Annotated in this window: 10 protein-coding genes; 4 read left to right on the top strand and 6 right to left on the bottom strand. The window is 36.7% G+C overall.

Annotated elements, in window-relative coordinates; translation table 11 throughout:
* The first annotated feature begins 86 nt into the window (after nucleotides 1-86).
* Entirely contained in the window at nucleotides 87-3,701 is a 3,615-nt protein-coding gene (locus tag ACO05S_RS01990) for a BamA/TamA family outer membrane protein (protein ID WP_421919873.1), read from the top strand.
* Between the two features lie 218 nt (nucleotides 3,702-3,919).
* Nucleotides 3,920-6,283, top strand: a complete 2,364-nt coding sequence (locus ACO05S_RS01985) for a DNA topoisomerase 3 (RefSeq protein WP_421919872.1) — start codon at nucleotides 3,920-3,922, stop codon at nucleotides 6,281-6,283.
* Nucleotides 6,284-6,493: 210 nt separating this feature from the next.
* On the opposite strand, the gene ACO05S_RS01980 is transcribed toward ACO05S_RS01985, so the two are convergent.
* From ACO05S_RS01980 to ACO05S_RS01970, 3 genes are all read right to left on the bottom strand, one after another.
* The gene (locus tag ACO05S_RS01980) at nucleotides 6,494-6,994 is read right to left on the bottom strand and encodes a SixA phosphatase family protein (protein ID WP_421919871.1); all 501 of its coding nucleotides are present in this window, start codon (nucleotides 6,992-6,994) and stop codon (nucleotides 6,494-6,496) included.
* Between the two features lie 29 nt (nucleotides 6,995-7,023).
* The gene (ppk1, locus tag ACO05S_RS01975) at nucleotides 7,024-9,120 is read right to left on the bottom strand and encodes a polyphosphate kinase 1 (RefSeq protein ID WP_421919870.1); all 2,097 of its coding nucleotides are present in this window, start codon (nucleotides 9,118-9,120) and stop codon (nucleotides 7,024-7,026) included.
* A gap of 244 nt (nucleotides 9,121-9,364) precedes the next feature.
* Entirely contained in the window at nucleotides 9,365-9,607 is a 243-nt protein-coding gene (locus ACO05S_RS01970; RefSeq protein ID WP_421919869.1) for a putative signal transducing protein, read from the bottom strand.
* 2,250 nt (nucleotides 9,608-11,857) lie between these two features.
* Between ACO05S_RS01970 and ACO05S_RS01965 the strand changes: the two genes are divergently transcribed.
* Nucleotides 11,858-12,244 (top strand): hypothetical protein, encoded by a 387-nt coding sequence (locus ACO05S_RS01965; RefSeq protein WP_421919868.1) that lies wholly within the window; start codon nucleotides 11,858-11,860, stop codon nucleotides 12,242-12,244.
* Between the two features lie 306 nt (nucleotides 12,245-12,550).
* Here the strand turns inward: ACO05S_RS01965 and ACO05S_RS01960 are convergent, their stop codons facing one another.
* Together ACO05S_RS01960 and ACO05S_RS01955 are read right to left on the bottom strand one after the other, a co-directional pair.
* The gene (locus ACO05S_RS01960; protein WP_421919867.1) at nucleotides 12,551-15,916 is read right to left on the bottom strand and encodes a hypothetical protein; all 3,366 of its coding nucleotides are present in this window, start codon (nucleotides 15,914-15,916) and stop codon (nucleotides 12,551-12,553) included.
* Between the two features lie 48 nt (nucleotides 15,917-15,964).
* Nucleotides 15,965-16,618, bottom strand: coding sequence for a hypothetical protein (locus ACO05S_RS01955; RefSeq protein WP_421919866.1), 654 nt, complete (start codon nucleotides 16,616-16,618; stop codon nucleotides 15,965-15,967).
* A 163-nt stretch (nucleotides 16,619-16,781) separates the two neighbouring features.
* Between ACO05S_RS01955 and ACO05S_RS01950 the strand changes: the two genes are divergently transcribed.
* Nucleotides 16,782-17,087: a YwbE family protein gene (locus tag ACO05S_RS01950; protein WP_421919865.1), complete on the top strand. Its 306-nt coding sequence runs from the start codon at nucleotides 16,782-16,784 to the stop codon at nucleotides 17,085-17,087.
* Between the two features lie 658 nt (nucleotides 17,088-17,745).
* On the opposite strand, the gene ACO05S_RS01945 is transcribed toward ACO05S_RS01950, so the two are convergent.
* The gene (locus tag ACO05S_RS01945) at nucleotides 17,746-22,221 is read right to left on the bottom strand and encodes a hypothetical protein (protein ID WP_421919864.1); all 4,476 of its coding nucleotides are present in this window, start codon (nucleotides 22,219-22,221) and stop codon (nucleotides 17,746-17,748) included.
* Between the last annotated feature and the right edge of the window lie 130 nt (nucleotides 22,222-22,351).

The raw sequence follows: 22,351 nt of genomic DNA, 5'->3' as shown, positions 1-22,351 counted from the left end.
GATATCATACGGGAAACTGTTTAAATTTGTTTTTAGAGTTTTTTATCGATAAACTCTTAAGTATTTGATTCAATAAAATTAAAAGCATGAAAAAGCTAATTGCACTTTATTGCCTGATGTGTTTTGTGTTTGTGATTCAAGCACAAAGCAAGCAAACGGATAAAGCTCCAAGTTCAGACTTACTGATACATTCCTTATTCTTTATTGGTGACGTTGGTGAAGCAAATATTGTAGACGCCAACCTAAAAATGCTACAAAATCAACTGTATAAAGATGAGGATAAAGCTACCCTTGTTTTTTTGGGCAATAGCATATCAAAAGAATATTCAAAACAGGAAATTGAAGATATTAATTCCGGTGATCACAACCTGATTAAACTATTGGAATTGGCGAAAAATTTCAATGGAGAAAGTTTTTTTGTTCCCGGAGAAAAAGAGTGGAATCAGGGACATAAGCATGGTTGGGAAGCCATTATGAACTTGGAAACTTACATTGAAGATTATATTGGAAAAGGAGATGTGTTTTTACCATCAGGTGGATGCCCCGGACCCGTAGAAATTGAGATTGGTGATGATGTGGTGCTGATTATTGTTGATTCGCAATGGTGGCTGCATGCTGCCGACAAGCCGGAAGCAGAATGCGGTTTGGAAAATTCATCTGATTTCTTGATTCTGTTAAGCGATGTGTTAAAAAGGAATAAGGATAAGAAAATCGTATTTGCATCGCATCATCCAATATATAGTGGCGGTAAACATGCAGGAAACTTTCCATTTGTTGGCCCTGTTCAGCTGTATCGTAAGCTATTTGGAACATCGCAGGATTTTGCCTATCCATTTTACAAGCAAATGAGATATATGGCTCGAAAACTGGGTAGAGAATATGAGAATATCATTACCGTTTCGGCTCATGACAATAGCCTTCAATTTGCTGAAAGAGATGATTCTTATTTTGTAGTGACCGGTTCAGGAAGCAAAACGGAATACGTGTCGGAGAAGAAGATGGATTTGGCTCTTCGCGAAATCGGTTTTACCAAATTGAATTTTTATTCAAACAACGAAGTTTGGCTTGAAATGTGGTCGGTGGGTAAAAATGGAACTGAAAAAGCACATTTGGCTTTCCAAAAAAAATTATTTACCAAAGCAATGTCAAGTCCGCAAGATTTAGCTATAAAATATAAAGATTTAAATTTTGCAGATAGCACCTTAACGATTGCTGCGAGCGATTTGTATTCTACCAATAGTAAGTTTAAAAGGAATGTTCTGGGGAACAACTATCGTAAAGAATGGGAGACACCAATTCAGGTTCCTGTTTTTGACATTGGAACAGAAAAAGGAGGGTTAAAAATTTTAAAGCGGGGTGGCGGACAACAAACCAGATCGTTGCGATTGGAAGCCGAAGATGGAAAGCAGTATGTATTGCGTTCGGTAGAAAAGTATACCGAAAAAGCAATACCGCCTTTATTAAGAGGGACATTTGCAGCGAATATTGTACAGGATGGTATTTCAGAGTCGTATCCATATGCCGCTATTGCTGTTCCTAAACTTGCCGAAGCCGCCGGAGTTTATCACACCAATCCTAAAATTGTTTATGTGCCTGATGATCCTCGCTTTGGGATCTATCGGGATGATTTTAAAAATGAATTGTACCTATTCGAAGAACGCCCGAATGATGACATGTCGGATGCTGATAATTTTGGCAATACAAAAAATGTGATCGGAACGGATAAGTTGATTGAGAAAAGATTCAAGAACTCTGATTTGATGATTGATGAAACCGCAGTTTTGCGCGCCCGATTGTTCGATATCTTTTTGAATGATTGGGATAGACATGATGACCAATGGCGATGGGCAACATTTGAAAAAGGTGATAAAATTATTGCAAGGCCAATCCCTCGCGATCGTGATCAGGTGTTCTTTTATAGCGACGGAAAAATTCCTTGGTTGATTAGAAGAAAATGGGCAATGCCTAAATTCCAGATTTTCGATTCCATTCCCGAAAATGTAGTTGGATTAGGCTTTAATGCTCGTTATTTCGATCGCAACTTTCTTCAATCGAAAAACAAACAAGATTGGCTCGAAATGGCCAAAGACTTAAAGCAAAAATTGACCAACGAGGTAATTGAACAAGCAGTAAAAGACCTGCCTAAAGAGGTATATGCCATTTCTGCTAATGATATTGTAGCAAAACTAAAATCAAGAAGAGACCTGTTGCCGGAAATGTCATTAGAGTTTTATAACTATCTGGCAAAAGAAGTAGATGTGGTTGGTACAAATGGAACAGAGGATTTTGATGCTGAATGGGATGAGGATGGAAACTTACGCATAAAGGTTCGCCGCTTAAGCAAAAAAGGGAATAAGAAAGAAAAGCTATACGAACGTAAATTTATTAAAGGAGAAACCAAAGAGGTACGAATTTATGGATTGGGTGGCAAGGATGAATTTGATATTGACGGCAAACAATCAAAAGGAGTTAAGCTAAGGATTGTAGGTGGAACCGGAAAGGATAAATTCAAAATTGATGGCACCAGAAAATCAAATGTGGCTGTCTACGATAAGCCAAAGACCAAGATAAAAGGGAATGGAGCCTACAGGAATCGACTGTCGAATCATGAGAGTGTGAATGTTTACAATCGTAAATCGTTTAAATATGATATTGTGAGTCCTGCAGCCAACCTAAACTATGTTAGCGATGATGGATTAACGCTTGGAGCGGGATTTAATATCAAAAAACAGAGCTTTAGAAAAGAACCTTATGGATCTTTGCATAAGTTTTTGGTGAATTATGCATTCATGTATCCTTCGGTTCAAGTTAAATATTCAGGCGAAATGACAGATGTTATTGGTTCACTGGATTTATTGGCAGATGTTGATTACAATACACCAAATTTTCAAGGCTTCTATTACGGATTGGGTAACGAAACTAATAACCCCGAATTGGACGATAAGGAATACAACAGAATTAGAATGGGAAGAACTGAATTGGCTTTAAAACTTAGGAAAAGGATTGGAGCTAATCAGAATATTTCTTTCGGGCCATTCTTCGAACAATTGAAATTAAAGGCAACTCCTGATCGTTTTGTAACTGATTTGAGTAATCCTGATAATGATTTGGATGTGCTAACCGACTTTAATACCCGAAAATATTTTGGAATAAAAATTAAACACGAATGGGATACTCGTGATAATAAAGTAATTCCTGTGCGAGGAATGTATTGGTCGAACTCCTGGAGTTTTTACAAAGGGCTGAAAAAGAATGACCATAATTTCCAAAAGATGGAAACCGATTTAAGGTTTTATACTAGTCTTGGCAGGCCTCAACGCAGTATACTTGCAGTTCGATTTGGAGCGGCTCACAATACCAGTGGTTATTCATTTTATCAGGCAAATAAGCTGGGTTTAAAATCGAACTTACGCGCTTACAAACAGGATAGATTTGCTGGTGATGATATGGTGTATCAGAATACCGATTTTAGATTGAGGCTAGCCAAATTTAAATCATATTTATTTGGAGGAGAACTAGGTATATTGGGCTTTAACGATTTTGGCCGGGTTTGGCTTGATGGGGAAGACTCAAACAAATGGCACCATGGATATGGTGGAGGTTTTTGGATTTCACCATATAAATTGATGGTACTAACTGCTAATTATGGCATGTCGGAAGAGGAGAATATTTTCTCTCTCGAGTTTAAATATATGTTCTAAAAGTAAGTACTTGTAGTACTTAAAGTGCCTAAAATACTTAAAGTGGAATTGTTTAAGATTCATATTTTTAAAATGTATTGCCAGGAAGGTGAAAAATGTAATACATGGATTAAAACCAATTGTAATCATTAAATTTTTTTGGTTTTTAAATTTAGGCACTTATAACTTTAAATACTTTTAACTCAAAAATTGAATTAACATCTAATAACTTTAATAATATGAAAGTTTGTATTGCGGAGAAACCTAGTGTAGCACGCGAAATTGCCTTAATTCTAGGGGCAAAATCAAAAAAAGATGGTTATTACGAAGGCAATGGATATCAAATATCCTGGACTTTTGGGCATCTGTGCACACTAAAAGAACCGCATGAATACAACATGAATTGGAAATATTGGCACATGAACGATTTGCCAATTATTCCACCGCGTTTTGGAATTAGGATCATTCCTGATACTGGTGTTCAAAAACAATTTGATATTCTTGAAAAATTGATCTCCAAAGCTGAAGAAGTAATAAATTGTGGTGATGCTGGTATAGAGGGAGAGGTGATTCAGCGTTGGGTATTGCACAAGGCAAAATGCAATGTACCCGTTAAGCGTTTGTGGATTTCATCCCTTACCGAAGAGGCCATTCGAGAAGGATTCCAGAATTTAAGAGAAGGAAGCGATTTTGATAAGTTGTATGCTGCCGGATCGTCGAGAGCCATTGGCGATTGGTTGCTAGGAATTAATGCAACCCGATTGTATACTTTGAAATATGCAAACGGAAAATCGGTTCTGTCAATTGGCAGGGTGCAAACGCCTACTTTGGCATTGATTGTTAATCGTCAAAAGGAAATTGATAATTTTGTACCACAAACTTATTGGGAGCTGAAAACCGTTTATCGGGATGTAAGCTTTGCAGCAACAAGAGGGCGATTCGATAAAAAAGAAGAAGGTGTTGCCTTTTTGGATCAAATTAAGTCTGAGCCTTTCGAAATTGTATCCGTTGAAAAAAAGAGTGGGAAAGAGCAGCCTCCGCGTTTGTATGATTTAACGTCCTTGCAGGTGGACTGTAACCGTAAATTTAACTTGTCGGCCGAGGATACCTTAAGAATCATTCAGTCTTTGTACGAGAAGAAATTGACCACTTACCCAAGGGTAGATACAACTTACCTTTCGGATGATATCTATAAAAAAGTACCTGGAATTTTAAAGAAACTTACCCCTTACAAAGATTTTATTGATCCGCTTTTAAAAGAGAAAATCAGGAAATCGAAAAAAGTGTTTGATGATAAAAAGGTGACCGATCATCATGCGATTATTCCAACAGGTGTGAATCCTTCGGGAATTAAATATGAAGAAAAGCAGGTGTACGATTTGGTGACCAGGAGATTCATTTCTGTTTTCTATCCTGATTGTAAAGTCAGCAATACAACCGTTATGGGTAAGGTTACCGATATCGATTTTAAAGCAACAGGAAAACAGATTGTTGAAGCGGGCTGGCGTGTGTTGTATGCCAAAGACAGCAATGTGGGCGAGGGAGTGATTCTGCCTGCTTTTGTAAAAGGCGAAACAGGTGAACATCAGCCGGATTTGGCCGAAAAGCAAACTCAGCCTCCTAAATATTACTCAGAAGCAACTTTGTTGCGTGCCATGGAAACGGCTGGCAAACAGGTGGATGATGATGAGTTGAGAGAGCTGATGAAGGAAAACGGGATTGGTCGTCCATCTACTCGTGCCAATATCATTGAAACCTTGTTTAAACGCCGCTACATTAAAAAAGAAAAGAAACGATTGGTGGCAACCATTACGGGCATCCAGTTGATAGATACCATTCAGAATGAGTTGTTAAAATCGGCAGAGCTTACAGGGCAATGGGAGAAGAAGTTGAAGGATATTGAATTGGGGAATTTTGAGGTGAACCAATTTATGGCCGAGCTAAAGAATATGGTAGTGGGCATTGTTTGGGATGTAAAATCCCGAAAGAATATTAATGCCATTGAGGTGATTGATGAGCAGAGAGAAAAGGAGCAGAAGAAAGCCGAAACCAAACAGAAAAAATCAACTCCTACTGAACTGACTTGTCCGAAATGTAAAGAGGGGAAAATCGTTAAAGGAAAATCGCTTTGGGGATGTACCAATTGGAAAAATGGTTGTGAAATGCGAGTGCCTCTCGAGTTTAGCGGTAAAAAACTAACCGATAAACAGGTTGAAGCTTTGGTATTGAAAGGAAAAACACCAAAGATTATTGGATTTACTGTTGATGGCAAAAAAGTAAATGGAAATCTGGTTCTCGATCCGGATTTTAGCATCAGTTTTCTGGAAGAAGAAAAAGAGGTTCTTACTTGCCCTGCGTGTAAATCGGGTACACTGCTAAAAGGAAATGCTGCATTTGGCTGCTCGAATTATAAGAATGGTTGCAAGTTTGTTGTACCATTTGTGTTTATGGAGAAAAAGCTAAGCGAAGCACAAATCAAGTCGTTGGTAAAGCAGCAAAAAACGGGTTTAATCAAAGGATTCATCCATCCTCAAACAAAAGAGAAAGTCAACGGAAAATTGATCCTCGACAATCAGGGGAAAATTGTTTTCGGAGAACAGTAGAGACAGGTCGAAAGAATGAGCTTCAGTTCACGTTAATCCTGCTTAAGTATTTTAAAGACGCTTGATGCTCTCACTTGCGTGAGGGTATCAATGGTTTATTAATGATAGCCTCATTTCATACTAATCGTGGTATAAGTCATACCCCGACAATTACAGCTTGCTTATAGTCGGAGCATGACATTACAATTTTCTTTGTGTTTAGATCACCGATCACTGTTTGTATTTCTTTGGATACTCGTACAAGAAAACTTTCCCCGATCGAGCCTCTATGTCTTTCCAGTCTTCCACATCGAATTCGATACCGATAACCGTGCAAGTGGGAACATATTCGTAGAATTCTTCACTTAAATTAAAGGCCAGGTACTCAATACTTGGATTGTGTCCAAATATCATCACCGACTCATGAATTTTAGCATGCTTTTCAACCATATCAAGAAACTCTTGCGTAGTAAAACCTTCGTAAAGTTCATCTAGCCGAACGATAAATTCTTGCTGATAATTAAAATTTTCGGCAAACAATCGAGCGGTTTGAATTGCCCGGTTTGCCGTACTTGATATCATCAATTCGGGAATGGCTTCTTTAAGCAGTAACTTTTTGGCAATTAAATTTGAATCGTTAATTCCACGTTCTTTCAAATTTCTTTGAAAGTCGGTTATGTCGTATCGAATTAATTCTGTTTTGGCATGTCGAACCAAGAATAAACGTTTCATTTTTTTGTTGTTTTGTTACTAATTAAATTCTAATCGCTTATTGATTCTTTTTCTACTTTTTCCTTTTCTTTTAAGAACTCAGCAATGGCAATTTGCGATCTTACTTCAGGTTCCTCATCTAATCTTTGTACAGGAATATTATCTAATGTACCATTTAAGACACGGGCACTTACATTGTCGGCCAATTGCAACTTTAAAATATGAATAATTTCCGCCTTAATATCTTCGTCATGAATTGGGAATGCACACTCAATTCTGCGCTGCAAGTTTCGGTTCATCCAATCGGCAGAAGAAAGATACAACAATTCTTCTCCATTATTATAAAAATAAAATGCACGAGCATGTTCCAGAAATTGGTCAACAATTCGAACCACCCTGATGTTTTTTGAATAGGGCTGATCTGGCTTTAAGCAGCAAATGCCACGCAAAATCAAATCGATTTTAACTCCTTTCTCGCTGGCCTCGTATAGCTTTTTAATCATTTCTCGCTCTTGCAAGCCATTCATCTTTAAAAGAATGTATCCTTCTTTGCCATTTTTAACGTTTTCAATTTCCTGATCAATCAAGCGGATCAATTCCTTTTTTAAATTGAACTGTCCAATCAGTAGCTTACTAAAAACGTAGCCGGGCGTCTTGTTTTCTAAATAATCAAACAGTTGTTTCAATTCCTGAATCATTACTTTATCGGAGGTAAAGAAACCATGATCGGCATATATTTTAGCCGTTTTTTCGTTAAAGTTACCAGTGCTTAAAAATGCGTAATCTCTCTTGTCATCCTTACGGATTATCAAGGCAATTTTTGCATGAACTTTTAGACCGGGAATACTGTAAATAATTTTGATACCAGCCTTACGCATTTCACGAGCCGAGCGGAGGTTAGTCTCTTCATCAAAACGTGCTTTTACTTCGACAAAAACAGTTACTTTTTTTCCATTGTGAGCTGCATTAATCAAGGCATTAACAACTGCCGAATTATCGGCCACACGATACTGAGTGGCTTTAATTTCTTCCACTTTAGGATCTAAGGCAGCTTCGTTCAAGAATCGAATTACATATTTATACGACTGGTATGGAAAATGCAGAATGCGATCTTTCTTGCGTATGGTTTTGAATATTGATTTGGTTCCACCTTTCAATTCCTCTACACTCATGGGGTAATAAGGCTCCAATTCCAATTCAGGATATTTTGGATTTGGAAACGCAAAGAAATCCTGAAAGTTATGATATCTTCCACCTTTAACCATGTCATTGGGCAACAAATCAAAAGAGTCTTTCAAAAATCGAAGAAATACAGGAGGAATCGATTCATCGTAAAGGAAACGCGAAGGTGAACCTGTTTCACGCTTCTTAAGGCTTCGCTCAATCATGTCAATTAAATCGCCCGAATATTCATCCTCAATCAATAAATCGGCATCACGACTTAGTTTAAAGCTAAAGCTTGACTCAATTTTATATCCGGGAAAAAGAACCTTCATTCTTAGTTTTACAATGTCATCAAGGAACATGATATAATGCTTTCCGTCAATCTCAGGAAGCTCTATAAAACGAGGGAAATGATGACATGGCACTTTGATGATTGCATATCGCGCACGTTGATTTACCGGATTTACATCAGCCTCTTTTTTACTGCGTCGTTTGAAAAGTTTTACAGCCAGGTAAATCGAGTTGTTCTGAAGAAAAGGTTTGATCTGTTGTTTCAACAGCAACATGGGCTGTGCATGAGGCAGAATATTTTCTAAAAAGAAGTCTTTCACAAACTGGTGGTGTTCCTCGCCTAACTCTTCATCCTGCACAAGGATAATATTATTGGCACGAAGTTCGGGAACAATATCATCTCTAAATATTTTACCAAATTGAATTTGTTGTCTGTCAACCTCGGTATTGATTTCTTTTAATACAAGATCCGGATCCTCTCTTAAGCTCTTCTTGTCCTCAGGTGGCAATTCAATAAATCTTTTGTAGGTTCCAACGCGAACCCGATAAAACTCATCGAGATTGGAAGAGTAAATGGCAAGAAATTTTATTCTTTCGAATAAGGGCAAATCCCGGTTTGTGGCTACCTCTAACACTCTTTTGTTAAAAGATAACCAACTTAAATCTCGGTTAAGGAATTGATATTTTGGCATGTGTTTATATTGCTTATTTTGTACATATACGGCACTAAAAATAGTCAATTTTTTACTTCTTTTTATTACGAATTGGTGAAGCTTAGAGGAAAAAATGATGGTGTAAAAAATTAAATTTTGCTGCAATAACAGGGCATTGGCTTGTCTGTATTTATCATTGTCGGCATAATCCAAACTTTAAAAATCGGATAGTGTCGATTCTGTATTTGTTGTGGAACTTTTATGTAATACCTGGCTAAGAATTTTATTCGTCCTTGTTCTTTAAAAATTTCTCGACAAGAGGTTTGGCTCTATCTAAATCGGCACTCGAAATACAAAGTTTTACTGCACCAACACCACCGGCTGTATAATGAGGAGCCAGGGTTCCAATAAATTCGTCCTTAACAAATGCTTTAATCTCATGATCTTCGAGTATGGATTTTAGCATTTCAACTTCCCAAGATAAACCTGCATAAACTTCTATTAGTTTGTTTTCTGTTTCATTCATAACGATTGATTTTAGTTAAGCCTATAAAAATAAATTTATATGGCATAAAATCAAGTAAAATGATCGTAAAAAATATGTTTATAGGAGGTTTATTTTTCATCTCGTACCCAAAGTTATTTATTTGTTGATGCATGATATGACTATAACGTGAGTTCGACGTAAAATTCGTTCACAGTTTGATCTGATTTTGAGTAGAAATTTCCTCAAATTTTCGAATGAATATCGGGATATTTCAAGAAGATTTGAGGAAATTTATGCCGAAAGCAGGCAAACACATAATGGAAAGTTCTCTTTACGACATCTTCACATTAAAAATTCCTCAAGATAGCCCGCTATTCTTTCCAAATTTTTAATGCAAATCTATCGCAAATATAACTTTCTGTGGATAGAATTTTACGTCGAACTCAAGGTATTATAAAATTTAAACAGTAGTGAATAAAAACTGAACTGTGTGTGCTTCCCAAAATATTTTTTGACATGATCTATCTCGCTATTCCTGATTTGCAATCAGGGCTTAATGAGCCAGGGATTTTTAATCCGAAAAAAACTTGCTAGTCCTGATTTACAATTACGGCTATATGAGCTCAGAATTTTTAATCTTGCTAGTCCTGATTTGTAATCAGGGCTTAATGAGCTAGGGATTTTTAATCCGAAAAAAACTTGCTAGTCCTGATTTACAATTACGGCTATATCAGCTCAAAATCTTTAATCTCGCTATTCCTGATTTGCAATCAGGGCTTAATGAGCTAAGGATTTTTAATCCGAAAAAACTTGTTAGTCTTGCTTTACAATTACGGCTATATCAGCTCAAAATCTTTAATCGCTCGCTATTCCTGATTTGCAATCAGGGCTTAATGAGCCAGGGATTTTTAATCCGAAAAAAACTTGCTAGTCCTGATTTACAATTACGGCTATATGAGCTCAGAATTTTTAATCTCGCTAGTCTTGATTTGCAATCAGGGCTTAATGAGCTAAGGATTTTTAATCCGAAAAGCCAGTATCAGCATATCATCTCAAAATTCTCAAAACAAGTGAACAGTCAATTTATAATAAAACGGTGTAATTTGCTCTCAAAATGAAGCTTTTCGCACCTATAAAATGAATTGCAAGAAAACGGTTTAAGCTGTTTCTGGTTTTCAAAAAGAAATCTGCTACAGCATCAAAATGATGATTAAGTCCGATGAGTGGGTGTTATTAATCCTCAACAAGGAACCAATTACACCCTTTCACAAAGCAGCATATCGAATATGGGAGGTGTTTGTAGTTTCAAAAAGAAACCAGCTACACCCAGTTTACTTTAATTTGCCTTAGTTTGAGTATAATCTATGGTGCTAATGGCCTTGAATAACAGGTTTGCTGCGCCACTTGGTATGATTTCTAACCAAGGTCGAAAGGTGTTATTGTACTTCAACAAGAAACCAAGCACACCTCAGTATAAAAATTTATAGCCGAAACCAAAGGTGTTACCGGTTCTCAACAAGAAACCGACCACACCATCTTATCTAAATCCTCTATTTCTTAAGCGTGGGTGTTATTTGGGTTCGAAAAGACACCTGTTACACCTACCGATACTTTTTTGTTATGAAACTACAACGGTGTTTTTAGCCTGCAAAAAGAGGACGGCAACACCATTTACCATTAACAAGATCTCTCAGAATTGGTGTTGTTAACTTTCAAAAAGTAGTCTGCTACACCGTACCCCTTACCGAAATGAAACTACAAGGGTGTTAATTGCTTTCGAAAAGAAGCCTAATGCACCATTGAAGTGATCATTGTTTTCTACCACAGGGTATTCATTACCTTCAATAAGAAGCCTGCCACACCCATTGTGTTTTATCGAGGAGAGATAATGAGGTGTTTGTTGCTTTCAAAAAGAAGCCTACTGCACCTCGGGTTCTCGCACCTAAACTGTAGATATTGGTATTTCCATCTCTAAAAAAGAAATTTATCACACCATTGTTTCAATCACTAAAATTCAAACCATGGATGTTTCCAACTCTCAAAAGAAAGCGATTACACCATAACGATTGGCCTTAAGAATCTCAAAAGGTGTTACTAGCTCTCAACATGAAACCTATTGCACCCGTTCGTAAGAATTATCTCAGGAACCACAGGTGCTTACGGCTTTCAAAAAGAAACCTGTTGCATCTGAAATAAAATCGGTTAAACTAATGTCAGAGATGTTGCTAGCACTCAAAAAAGAAACTGATTACACCATCTGCCAAAATAATATGCAAAACCCACCTGTTGTTGCTGGCTCTCAAAAAGAAGCCTATTACGCCCGATAATGGAAAATACACTATAGTCATTAAGGTGTTCTGGCCTTCAAAAAGAAACTTATTCACCTTAACAGGATTACATCCTCTTAGCTATAGGGGTGTTACCAGTTCTCAACAAGAAACCGATTGCACCTTTTTCAGTTCTTTAATTGCATGCCTTAGGGTGTTACTAGCTTTCAAAAAGAAACCTATTGCACCTACAGAAGGTAAGTTTCCACAAATCAGTATGGAGTTACTGGTTTTCAAAAAGAAACCTATTCCACCGTTGCAAGAAGACAAGTCGCATGGCTCGCTGGTGTTACTAGCTCTCAACAAGAAACCTATTACACCGGATAAAAACGAATATTCAACATCTTAAAGGTGTTACTAGCTTTCAAAAAGAAACCTATTGCACCTAAAGAAGGTGAGTTTCCTACTGGTGTTACTAAGCTCTCAAAAAGAAACCTATTACACCTGTTTCAATTGTTAAACCTTTGTCATACTCGGTGTTACTAGAAAAAGAAACCTATTACAGGGAGATTGCTAAGGTGTTACTAGCTCTCAAAAAGAAACCTATTACACCAAATTGCCGAACTTTGCAACTAGCTCTCAAAAAGAAACCTATTACACCTTTGAGTACGGTGTTACTAGCTCTCAAAAAGAAACCTATTACACCGTATTGCCATTAAGATTTTGTCATTGAGGTCAATGCCTCGTAGTAAGCATCTTTTTTCTGGTACTTTTTGCGTGTTTCATCGCTAATTTGCAGCATGGAGATTATCCTGGCCTCCTTTAGTTTATCATGATAGCTAAAGCTTTCGGGAATTCTAGCGTGCATGGCGTGGTTGCGCAGTTCGCATAAGTCATTTTCATCCTCTTCCGACAGATTAGCAGCCTTGCAAACTTCTCTGAAACTTAAGAAAGCTTTGGTTTTTTGGACATTTTCTATTAGTTCTTTTTTGCTTGATTCGGTGATCTTGTCTACAACACTTTTCTCCCATTGCAGAATGTAATCGGTACACATTAAAGATTCGAAGTAAACCCGATCCATCTCCTGTTTGATTAAGGAGTAGTCGATTTGATAGCGTCCACCTTTTTCTTCGATGCCATTTCTTGCCAACTGGTCTGCAGTTTGGTAACGTCTGAATAACTGGGCAACCAACTTTCGAAGCGGTTGACCGGTTATCAGCATAAAATCGCTCAGTTGTTTGAATTTTACATTTACACGGTAGGCTGTGCCATCGGTGGTTTCGCCTGTAGCAACAGGAATTGTAGTATTGTGCAGTTCGTTCAGTTGGAAAGAATCATCTGTTTTGTTGATTAATACTCGGACAATTTCTTTCATGAATCCCGAACCTGAATTTTTCAGGTAAACCTGAGCCATTTTCCATACAAACGTATCTAAAGTTTTCAATTGGTTTACCTTGCCCACAATTTTATGCTCGCAAGCCTTCCATTTTTTATTGGCTTGTTTTTCGGTATCTCCAAACATAAGATCAAGGTATGCTTCAAATTGGTAATTCTCAGTTATCAACCCTTTGCTGTTGGTGGCATTATCTCTAAAATCTGAAAACCAATGCGAATGCTGCTCAAAACGAAATGCTTTCATTACCAATGCAGGGTGCACCAAAAGTGGCAAATTCTTCATCTGTTCAAGATTGTGCTTAATGTTGGCATCGGGAACAGGATTCATTGGGGTTTTAATGCCAAGTTTATTTAAGCAAGCTTTTTTAGCATCAGAATCCATGCCGGATAAATTATTGCTCCACTTTTTAAGTTTGCTCACCGTGGCGTTTAAAACATCATCAAGCAAGCCCTGTAAAGTAATGTTGCCTTCAAGAATTGTATTTAGCTCGTTGGGCAAATGTGCACGAATGTCGGTAAACAATTTTCTCCTTAGCTTTCTTAATTGGTAATCTTTTGTATTTGGTTTGGCCAATGAGTAATGGTAAATACTCATTAGTTGATATTCGTTTTGTCGCAGGAATTTAAATTCGCTATTGTGCGGATATTTCCAATCGAAATATTTGTAACAACGAATCAATTGAGTGTTGATTTCCTTCTTGTTTAATAGGATATCTCCATTAATAATGCTTTCAAAATAGCTTACCAGTCTTTCAATCCTTTCGTGGGCTTTTTGTGTGGCATGTGGCAAGTTTTCCTTATCCAAAACCTCTTTGTCGCGCATCATTAGCCTTAAATATTTTGGCATGGTTTTGCTGCACAACAGCTTCAGATTCTCATAGGGAATCTCGTTTTGCTCTTGTCCGGCAGTTTGAATTTGCTTTAGATCTTTTACAAATCTACCTAAGATATTCTCAATTGGTTTATCGTTAAAATGGGCAAAAATTAAATTGCGCATGCAGGTTTCACCAATTCCAAACAGGTGGTTGGGTTCGCTTTTTAATCTTACCAACACCTGGTTCTTGCGCATGCTTAAGCGATACCCTTCGGGAATGCAATTGTTGTATGATTTAATTCTTTTGATTTGGCTTTTCTCATTCTGCTCTGACTTTATTTCTTTGGTTTCGAACTTTTCCATCAGCCATTCCCATTCCGGAACCACTTTATGGTCTATCAAATAATTTACCGCAAACTGCATAAATTGGCTTTCCCTTCTTGGTTTTCGGTCTAATTCGAAATAAAAATTGTGATAGATGAGTTCGATGGCATCATTTTTAATCAAATGCAACAATTCGCTTTTGTCCTTGTAAGCAATTCTTTTGTTGTTGTTTACCTTATCAATAATCTGCCAAAGCTTTCCTCTTGTTTTATTGTTGGCCTTTAGTTTAAAAGTATAATATTCCTGCATCTCGTATTCTTGCACCAAGCCATTAATAAACTGGTCGAGCTTTTCGGGGAATTCATCTCTAAATTGCGAGAATGTAAGCAAGCTGTTATAGAAGTCTTTTTCACGTTCGGGATTGCGAATTACATCCAATAGGAGTTTGTGCAGGGCACTTAGTTTGATTTCGAATTCGTAATCGCTGCCAAAATAGGTAAAGCCTACTATGTTATTAATGGTTTCGCCCGATTTGTTGTTTATGGTTCCAAATTCGCAATTGCTTAATAAATCATTTCGGTATATGAAATCGATAATCTGCTCCGAATTTTTAACTTCTTCTCCTCTTAAAAAGAGTGGAAACAACTTGGTGTCAATTATTTCAACCGGTACATCACGCAAGTAGGAAATCATTTTATACAGATGACGAGCGTGAATGATTTCGGTTTGCGATTCCGGATTTAGTTGTGAGAACACAGTGTTTTCGATACTGTAACGATTTTTGCTGGCACCATCGCGATGCGTGTAATATCTGTAAAGTAAGTGCTTAAGCTTAAATTCGGGCTTGTCGTTTCTTTTACAGCCAGAACGCTGTTGCATAAAACGTGAAATTTCTCCTCTTTTTAAAAAGAAACTTAAAAAGAAGTCTCGGCCATTTTGAGAAATAAAATTCTTGTGATTGTGTGTATCAAATAGCGAAGGTGTGTAGTTGTGATTTGAGTTTCTTGAGACTGATTTTTTAAGCTTATCCTTATATTTTTCTACTTCTTTAGGATATTCTTTTAGCAATTGATCCAAAGCATAATCATGAAGATAGTCAATCCAGTTACAGAATTCTTTTTCGCATTCTAAATTTGAGTTTTCATGGTAGTAGTGAGAATGAAAATTACGAATGTCCGATAATTTTTCAACCATCAGGTGTATCATTCTTTTGTCCTTTTCGCTAACATCAATTTTGGTAGAGTTTTTAGCAAAAAGATATCCTTTCCAAAGGTAATCTTTCAGTTTCAGGTAATCAGCATCCGAAAGGGTGGGGTTGTCTTCTTCCTGCATAAATCTGTAGATGTACTTTGAATAATCATCATTTTGATTTTCGTCTTTCGCTTTTCTTATTCTAGCTTCATATAATGATTTTAAAAAATCACTCATCCACCAGTATGCAATATTGTAGAATACGGCATATTCAGGTGTTTTTGCTCCGGTGAACAAATCATTAATGTTAATTTCTTTTTTTAAAGGTCTGTTTTTAGGGTTGAATGTTTTTTTCATTTTTAAACAAATTATAATAGAAGTTTATTTTATTTATTGTATATACTCTTATTCTATGTTTGTGTAAACTACAAAGCTTTTATAAACAAATTTCATTGCCATTTTTTTGCGCTGCCTCATTAGGCTGACTGAAGCAAGAAATGCAATTAGAAATGCGAAGATTAATAAGCAATCGGGTATTGCAGATCGACTTGGTTCATTGGCAATGAGCAGATCAAAAGCGAATAAAAATATTTGAATGATTAATAAAAGGAGCCAAACTCCTGATGTGTTTCTAAAGAATCCATATTGAGCCATTAAGGTTTTTATTTTAGAATCTTTTTCTTCCAATTCTAAAAAGGAATAGATATTATCATAGGCTTTTTCTGACTCATTTTTAAGAATAGTACCATCCTTATTTATAAAGCTTGTGCTCTTTAGTTTGTTAATAGATAGTCTGTTAATTTCTTTTGCCATTTCTGGATTGTTCTTTAAATAGTCCATCCAAAAAGCATGTTTATGAAAGCTTACTTGTTCTATTTTTTGCCCGAGCAAACTAAAAAGGTGACCCAATAAATAGGAGACAACCAAAAAAGGGATGATAAATAATTCCTTTTGAGTAATACTTAGATCTGGAATGTTTAAGCTAAGATAAAGGATCCCTATAAAAGTACCTCCTGGCAGAACAAATGATAAAAAATCATATAAAGTAAATTTTCCCATATCCGGTGCTTTAAGTATTATTCTGTTTGCTAAATAAAAATGTGAAATTAACTAAAAAATATTTTTAATTGTTATGCAATACAGCATTTTTTCAATAAAAAAATATATTATTGCTAGATGAAAGGGATAGCCTTGGTTTTATATGTGATGAGAAATAAGAGAAATGAAAAAGGGAATGGAATCCGTCTTCTCTCTAATGGGACAAGTGCCATATGATAGTTTCGGAAAATCGCATTACATTTGTGCTAAAGACAAACATAAAAACAAGTTTATGAAAGAAGGAGATAAAAGAGAGAATATCAGGCCTGGATTGAGGGTGAAAATTGTTTTGAAAGAAGATCAAAAATCAGGTAAACTAACCGAAGGAATTGTGAAGGACTTGCTGACCAATTCATCCATTCACCCGCATGGCATTAAAGTGCGATTGGAAAGTGGAGAAGTAGGGCGTGTGAAGGAGATTGTAAAGTAGTTTAAGCACAATGAATAATTTTTTTTTAGGGAGAAAGCTTGCATGTATTACAGTTTATATGATCATATTGATATTTTGTAAAGCCAGTATTTTTACTGGCTTTTCTTTGTGCTAATCTTAGTTCGATTAATAATGTTGTTAAAGTTTGTATTGATTTTTAGGAGATTTACGTCAAAACCAGTTGCATTCTTTGAAAACTCATCTTCACCTAATCTTTACTTTAAAGATTCTTCAAAATATCCCGATATTCTTTCAGGTTTTTTATAGTAAATCTTGAATACAGCTGATTTTCAGTAGCGAATGTTTTTAGTCGAAATCAGTTTTAATACCTGCGAAACTACCATAGGTATCTACGAGGGTCTATCGTAAGTACCTACGAGGGTCTGTCGTAAGTACCTACGAGGACCTGTCGTAAGTGCCTACGAGGACCTGTCGTAGGTACCTACGAGAGCCTCCCACGAAAAAATTCCGGATGGTTGTTAAACTAACAGGATTGGGTCAAATATTTTACGTCGAACTCACGTTATTTTAAACGCAATCGAGCTGCTAGATTGTAATATGTATGGTTATGTCATAATAAAACGCCAAATTCTATTGGAATTTGGCGCTTTTATTTTATAAAACTTCGTGAATACCTATAAGTGTCCTTCGTGTTTGTTTATTTAAAATTCATTCGCTTCAAAAATTTGGTCTTTTTCGAGCGTTCTGTGATAATGTACGAATAAGGATTCTTTTTTAGCGGATCTTTTAGCTTACGCTTGTCTTCTTTGGTTTCACTAATAATGGTGTTAAACTCATTGTCTGATGAGCGTGCAAACATCACCCCATGATGATACTCGAAGAAAAACCAGGTTGATTTATCGATTTCCAAATACAGGCTTAGGCGATTGCCACTTCTCTTTTTATCGAGTTCAACTTTTCCTTTTACGGTTTTATTTATTTGTTTCCCGTTGATGTTACCAATGCCGATATCGCCAATCGACTGGTAGGCTTTGGCTTCTTTGTCCCAAATAAAATCAAGATTATTAAAATAGATGGTGTGCTGCAATTCTTTGGGTAATGTTTTGTAAATGCCATTTATGTCGCGTTCGGACATTGCTTTTTCGGCCTTTTCTCTGCTGCCCATAAGTTCGGTCAGTTTTCGAGTGTAAGTTTGTCTGTTGGGTTTATTAAGGGGCAAGTTGGCCATCATAAAGGTATTCTCCATAATTTTTAAAGCCTGATCGTTAAAGAAGAAATCTATACCATAAACCAGGTCAAGTGTAAGCATGTTGCTGCTTAAATCGTGCTCTATATTTCCCGAAGCAACTTGCTTGATCTGACCCAATTTGGCTCCCAAGTTCACCTTGCCTTCTCCCTTCATGTTGCAGTTGTTTTGATAGAAGGTGATCATGCTCCCTTTGGTATTGTGATCTCTTAATTTGTCTTTCTCAGCAATTTGATAGGCCTGCAATTTTTCGTTGTAGCGCAGGTATCCTTTGGTGTCGAGCAGTACGTTATCGGTATAAAAAATTCTTCGCGACAGGAATGATGAATAGATGTGGATCGAATCGTTGGTCAGGAAGAAGGAGTTGTAAAGTTTCAATCTGTCATCGTCTATTGCATGATGTTCTATTGGAATCAATATCTCTTTAGGGTCAATTTTCGATTTAAAATCCAACCAGTAGTCCTTAATCTCACCGCATTTGTTGTGTATGTGTGCTTGTCCATCGAAATACAGGGCAGAATCCCTTGCTTCCAATTTCACTTTTCCTTTGTAATCGAAATGCGGGCTTAGTGTAAATGATTTTTCGGCAGCGATATTTCCCTTGGCAATGGTTTGACCTGTAGAATCCACATCGATTACATCAAAAGTGATTATCTGTTCTTTATCGTCGACAGTTTTGTAGGTATAAGTTCCCGATCCTGAATAAGAATTTTTGCCATTTACATTAATGGTTGCATTGTAAATTTTGTGGAATTTGTTAATGGTGTCGGCAATTATTTCAGCATTTCTGAATGTTTCCATTCTTCCTCCTTTTGCAATGATAACATTTCCGCTATCGGGATAGAGTTTTGCATCGGCAATATTCAAACTCCTCACAAATTTTGCGGAAATGGTATTTTTTATGGCATCGTATTGTGCCAGTGGGGTAACAAAGCTAAGCGAATCTTGTTTGGGATCGATGGAAACAAACTGATTGAGGGAAGTTTTATCTAAATCATTGATTTTTCCTTCTTGCCAAAGCTTTGTCAGTATGGTTTCATCTTCTTTCCCTAAATCAATAATCTGATCATCCATATACCACTTGAAACTGTTGATGTAACTCATGTAACGATTATCGGGAAAAATACTTTTCTTGTCCTTTTTTGTGTTTTTGAATGAACCCGTACGGCTTACAAAATCGATATTTGCTTTTACTGATTCAGTCTCGAAAGAGTATCCGGTTGAATCGGCATTTAGAATTTTAAAACTTGCCGAATCAGCCAATATGTTTTTGCGATTGTAAGTAAAATAATCCGATTTAATCTTTGCATTTACCAATTCCATATTTCCCGATCCGGTGATACCGCCGGGAGTAATTTTAAGAGTGCCTGACAAGCTTGCCAGTTTCTTGTACATATCAAGTGGCAAGGCACTACTTTTAACGTACATTTCATTTTTGTAAGGTAACCACTGCACGTAAATTTGTTTTCCGTTTACTTCCGGATTATTCATTTTTGTATCGTGTTCCTTCAGTTCAAAGCTTTCGGCATTGGTATGCATTTCCTCAGGCCTAAAAATAAAATCTGATGATCTTGTTTCTGAAACAAGGTAATTTAATACTCCACTGCCTTTTAATCCTTGGTTTGAGAGGAAGATTGTATCATTAAAAAGACCTTTGTTGTAGGCGAGAAATCCATTTTGAGGTGTAAGGTGTTCAAATCCGAGCGAGTTGTCATCGCGAATGGTTAAAGACTCTCTAAAAATCGGAAAAATGCTATCGGAAACAAAAGTGCCTGCCAGCTCAATATCGGAACGATCAAAATTATTGATATTCGTAATGGAGTAAGGGTCTACCTTGAAAAAGAAATTATCGCGTTTGTACACTCCACTTTGAATGTGAGGTTTGTCGTAGTAAACGAAACTGGAATCAACACTGTTAAAAATAGGATAGTCGGCAAAATTCTTGTTCCCCGACTTGTTGTTCGGATCATCAATCAGTAAATCACCCGATATGTTTTCGATTACACTCCCCAATTGGTTGGTATATCTTTTTCCAAAATTACTAAGTGAATCTACCACAACATTCATTTGCAAAGAGTCAATAGATTTTAGGTCAACCTTAAAGTTATCGTATAAGAAGTCGAAGTCTTTACCATGCAGGTCGATCAAGCCTGCCATTATTCTTCCATTGAATTCAAAGTCGCGATTCTTTTTTAATACAATACGGCGATACTTAGGGAAAATTACAACGTTCTGAGAGTCGCTCACCGAAATCTGACGCACACCGTTTATTTGAAGGTTGGAGCTTCCAATAAAATAAATAGCGTCAGCCTCTTTGTCGTCGGTTTGTGTGGTAAATTTAATTACATCATAATCCTGGCGTCCCATTCCGCTTAAAATGTAATCGTTCAGACGTTTCTGAAGGGTAACTTCATCGGTAATCAGGTTGTAGTTTACAAAGCCATGAAAGGACAGAGCAAACAATTGTTGGCGAACCTGGTTTAATGGTTTTTTAATGTAATCGGCGTATTCTTGAGCTGTAAAAGTTTCTACATACATATAGTCGGCGAACTTTCGAAGCAATACTAAGGGATTTTGTTTATCCATTCCCTGGATTCGCATGAATCGGTTCATCCTAAAATAATTCATCGATTCGAAATGGGCTTGTCGTTTGGTTGCTCCTTTCATGCTGGTAAAATGCATCATGTTTTCGTTCAATCGCCAAACCAACATCCCAAAATCCATAATCAAATTGTGATAATTGTTAAAATATGGACTTTGAGAAATTCCTTCACGACTGCGGAACAGGTTTAGCTCCTTCTTTTTAGGGAAGTATTTAAACAATAAACCTGGGTGATGAATTTTGCATGTATCAATTAAAATATCGATTTTGGTATCCTTAGCGGCGATTTGATTCTCGCGAAAAGCAAAGTGTTCCGATTTGGCAATCAAAAATAAGGTGTCGTTTCTTGATATCTCAATTTCAGAAGGATATTCAGCACTTCCCTTGCCAATAAATTTTGCACCATGAATGGCAACACCGCCTTTGTAGTTTACATGCTCATATATCTGGTTGATTTTGATTTCGTGTCCGAACGATTCGAAACGAGGGTACAGGGCTTGCTTAGCGGTTTTGGCTTTGGTGGTTTTCTCGATTAAATTGCCATGAATGGATTCCGAAGACAGACTTGGATTAAAATATTCTACGCTATCAATTGAGAATGTTGATTTGGAAGTATTTAGTTGATAGTGGTCAAATCTGGCATATTCCTGATTTATGTCTTTGCCGGCACGTTCCCAGCTTATTTTTCCTGAATTTCCGTTCCAGATCTTTGCGAAAGGATCATAAATTCCACTTGTGTTGTAGATTTTGGATGTGTCTCGTTGAGCAATGCAAAGTAAATCTGCTTGCTTAAATTCAATGCTTAGTTTTTCATCGAATAAGTACCTGAATTGAGCATTTTTTGCTTTCCATTCCACAGCATGTGATTTGTTGATGACGCTGTCCTGAAGGAGATGTTGAGTTTGCATTAAAAAATCCTTGCTCTTGCTCAGCTTTGTTTTTTTATTGCGGATGTGTTTCAAAAAACCGGAATGCCAGTTGTCAAAGTCGCTTGCGCTTCTGTTTTGCTGCTGGAATAGCATTAGTGTTTTAAAATAGTTATAAAAATCGGGGAAAGAGCGAGCTCTTTTTTGCAGCAAAATATCACTTACCTCATATATCTTTTTTCTTTCCTTTGGAGTGATTTGGGAAGAAAACCAAAATTGAGGAAACTTCTCGGCAAATGCTTTACTTTCCTTTTTCTTGCTGGGATGATTCATAAATTTCAAAAAACCTTCCTGAAACTCAAGAGAATCGTGAGGAAAGGATTTTATCGACTGTCCGTACAAGTTGAATGAACCAAAAATGACAGATAGTAGTAATAGAGAACGAAGACTTGTAAGCATAGGTTTTGTTTTTGCCAGATCAGGAATTTAGTAAGGCAATTTAACAAGAATTAAATAGAAAAATGCAATTCGAATCAGGGGAAAAGTTAGCTACACATAAAGTGCCTAAAATACTTTAAGTGAAAAGGGT

Origin of the sequence: Marinifilum sp., assembly GCF_965230805.1 — a bacterium.
Classification (GTDB): domain Bacteria; phylum Bacteroidota; class Bacteroidia; order Bacteroidales; family Marinifilaceae; genus Marinifilum.
This window is presented reverse-complemented; position numbering and strand designations above follow the sequence as displayed.

Bases quoted from the DNA above. Each gene is read 5' to 3' on its own strand.
- ACO05S_RS01990 (WP_421919873.1), top strand. From the start codon at position 87: ATGAAAAAGCTAATTGCACTTTATTGCCTGATGTGTTTTGTGTTTGTG.
- ACO05S_RS01985 (WP_421919872.1), top strand. From the start codon at position 3,920: ATGAAAGTTTGTATTGCGGAGAAACCTAGTGTAGCACGCGAAATTGCC.
- ACO05S_RS01980 (WP_421919871.1), bottom strand. From the start codon at position 6,994: ATGAAACGTTTATTCTTGGTTCGACATGCCAAAACAGAATTAATTCGA.
- ppk1 (WP_421919870.1), bottom strand. From the start codon at position 9,120: ATGCCAAAATATCAATTCCTTAACCGAGATTTAAGTTGGTTATCTTTT.
- ACO05S_RS01970 (WP_421919869.1), bottom strand. From the start codon at position 9,607: ATGAATGAAACAGAAAACAAACTAATAGAAGTTTATGCAGGTTTATCT.
- ACO05S_RS01960 (WP_421919867.1), bottom strand. From the start codon at position 15,916: ATGAAAAAAACATTCAACCCTAAAAACAGACCTTTAAAAAAAGAAATT.
- ACO05S_RS01955 (WP_421919866.1), bottom strand. From the start codon at position 16,618: ATGGGAAAATTTACTTTATATGATTTTTTATCATTTGTTCTGCCAGGA.
- ACO05S_RS01950 (WP_421919865.1), top strand. From the start codon at position 16,782: ATGAAAAAGGGAATGGAATCCGTCTTCTCTCTAATGGGACAAGTGCCA.
- ACO05S_RS01945 (WP_421919864.1), bottom strand. From the start codon at position 22,221: ATGCTTACAAGTCTTCGTTCTCTATTACTACTATCTGTCATTTTTGGT.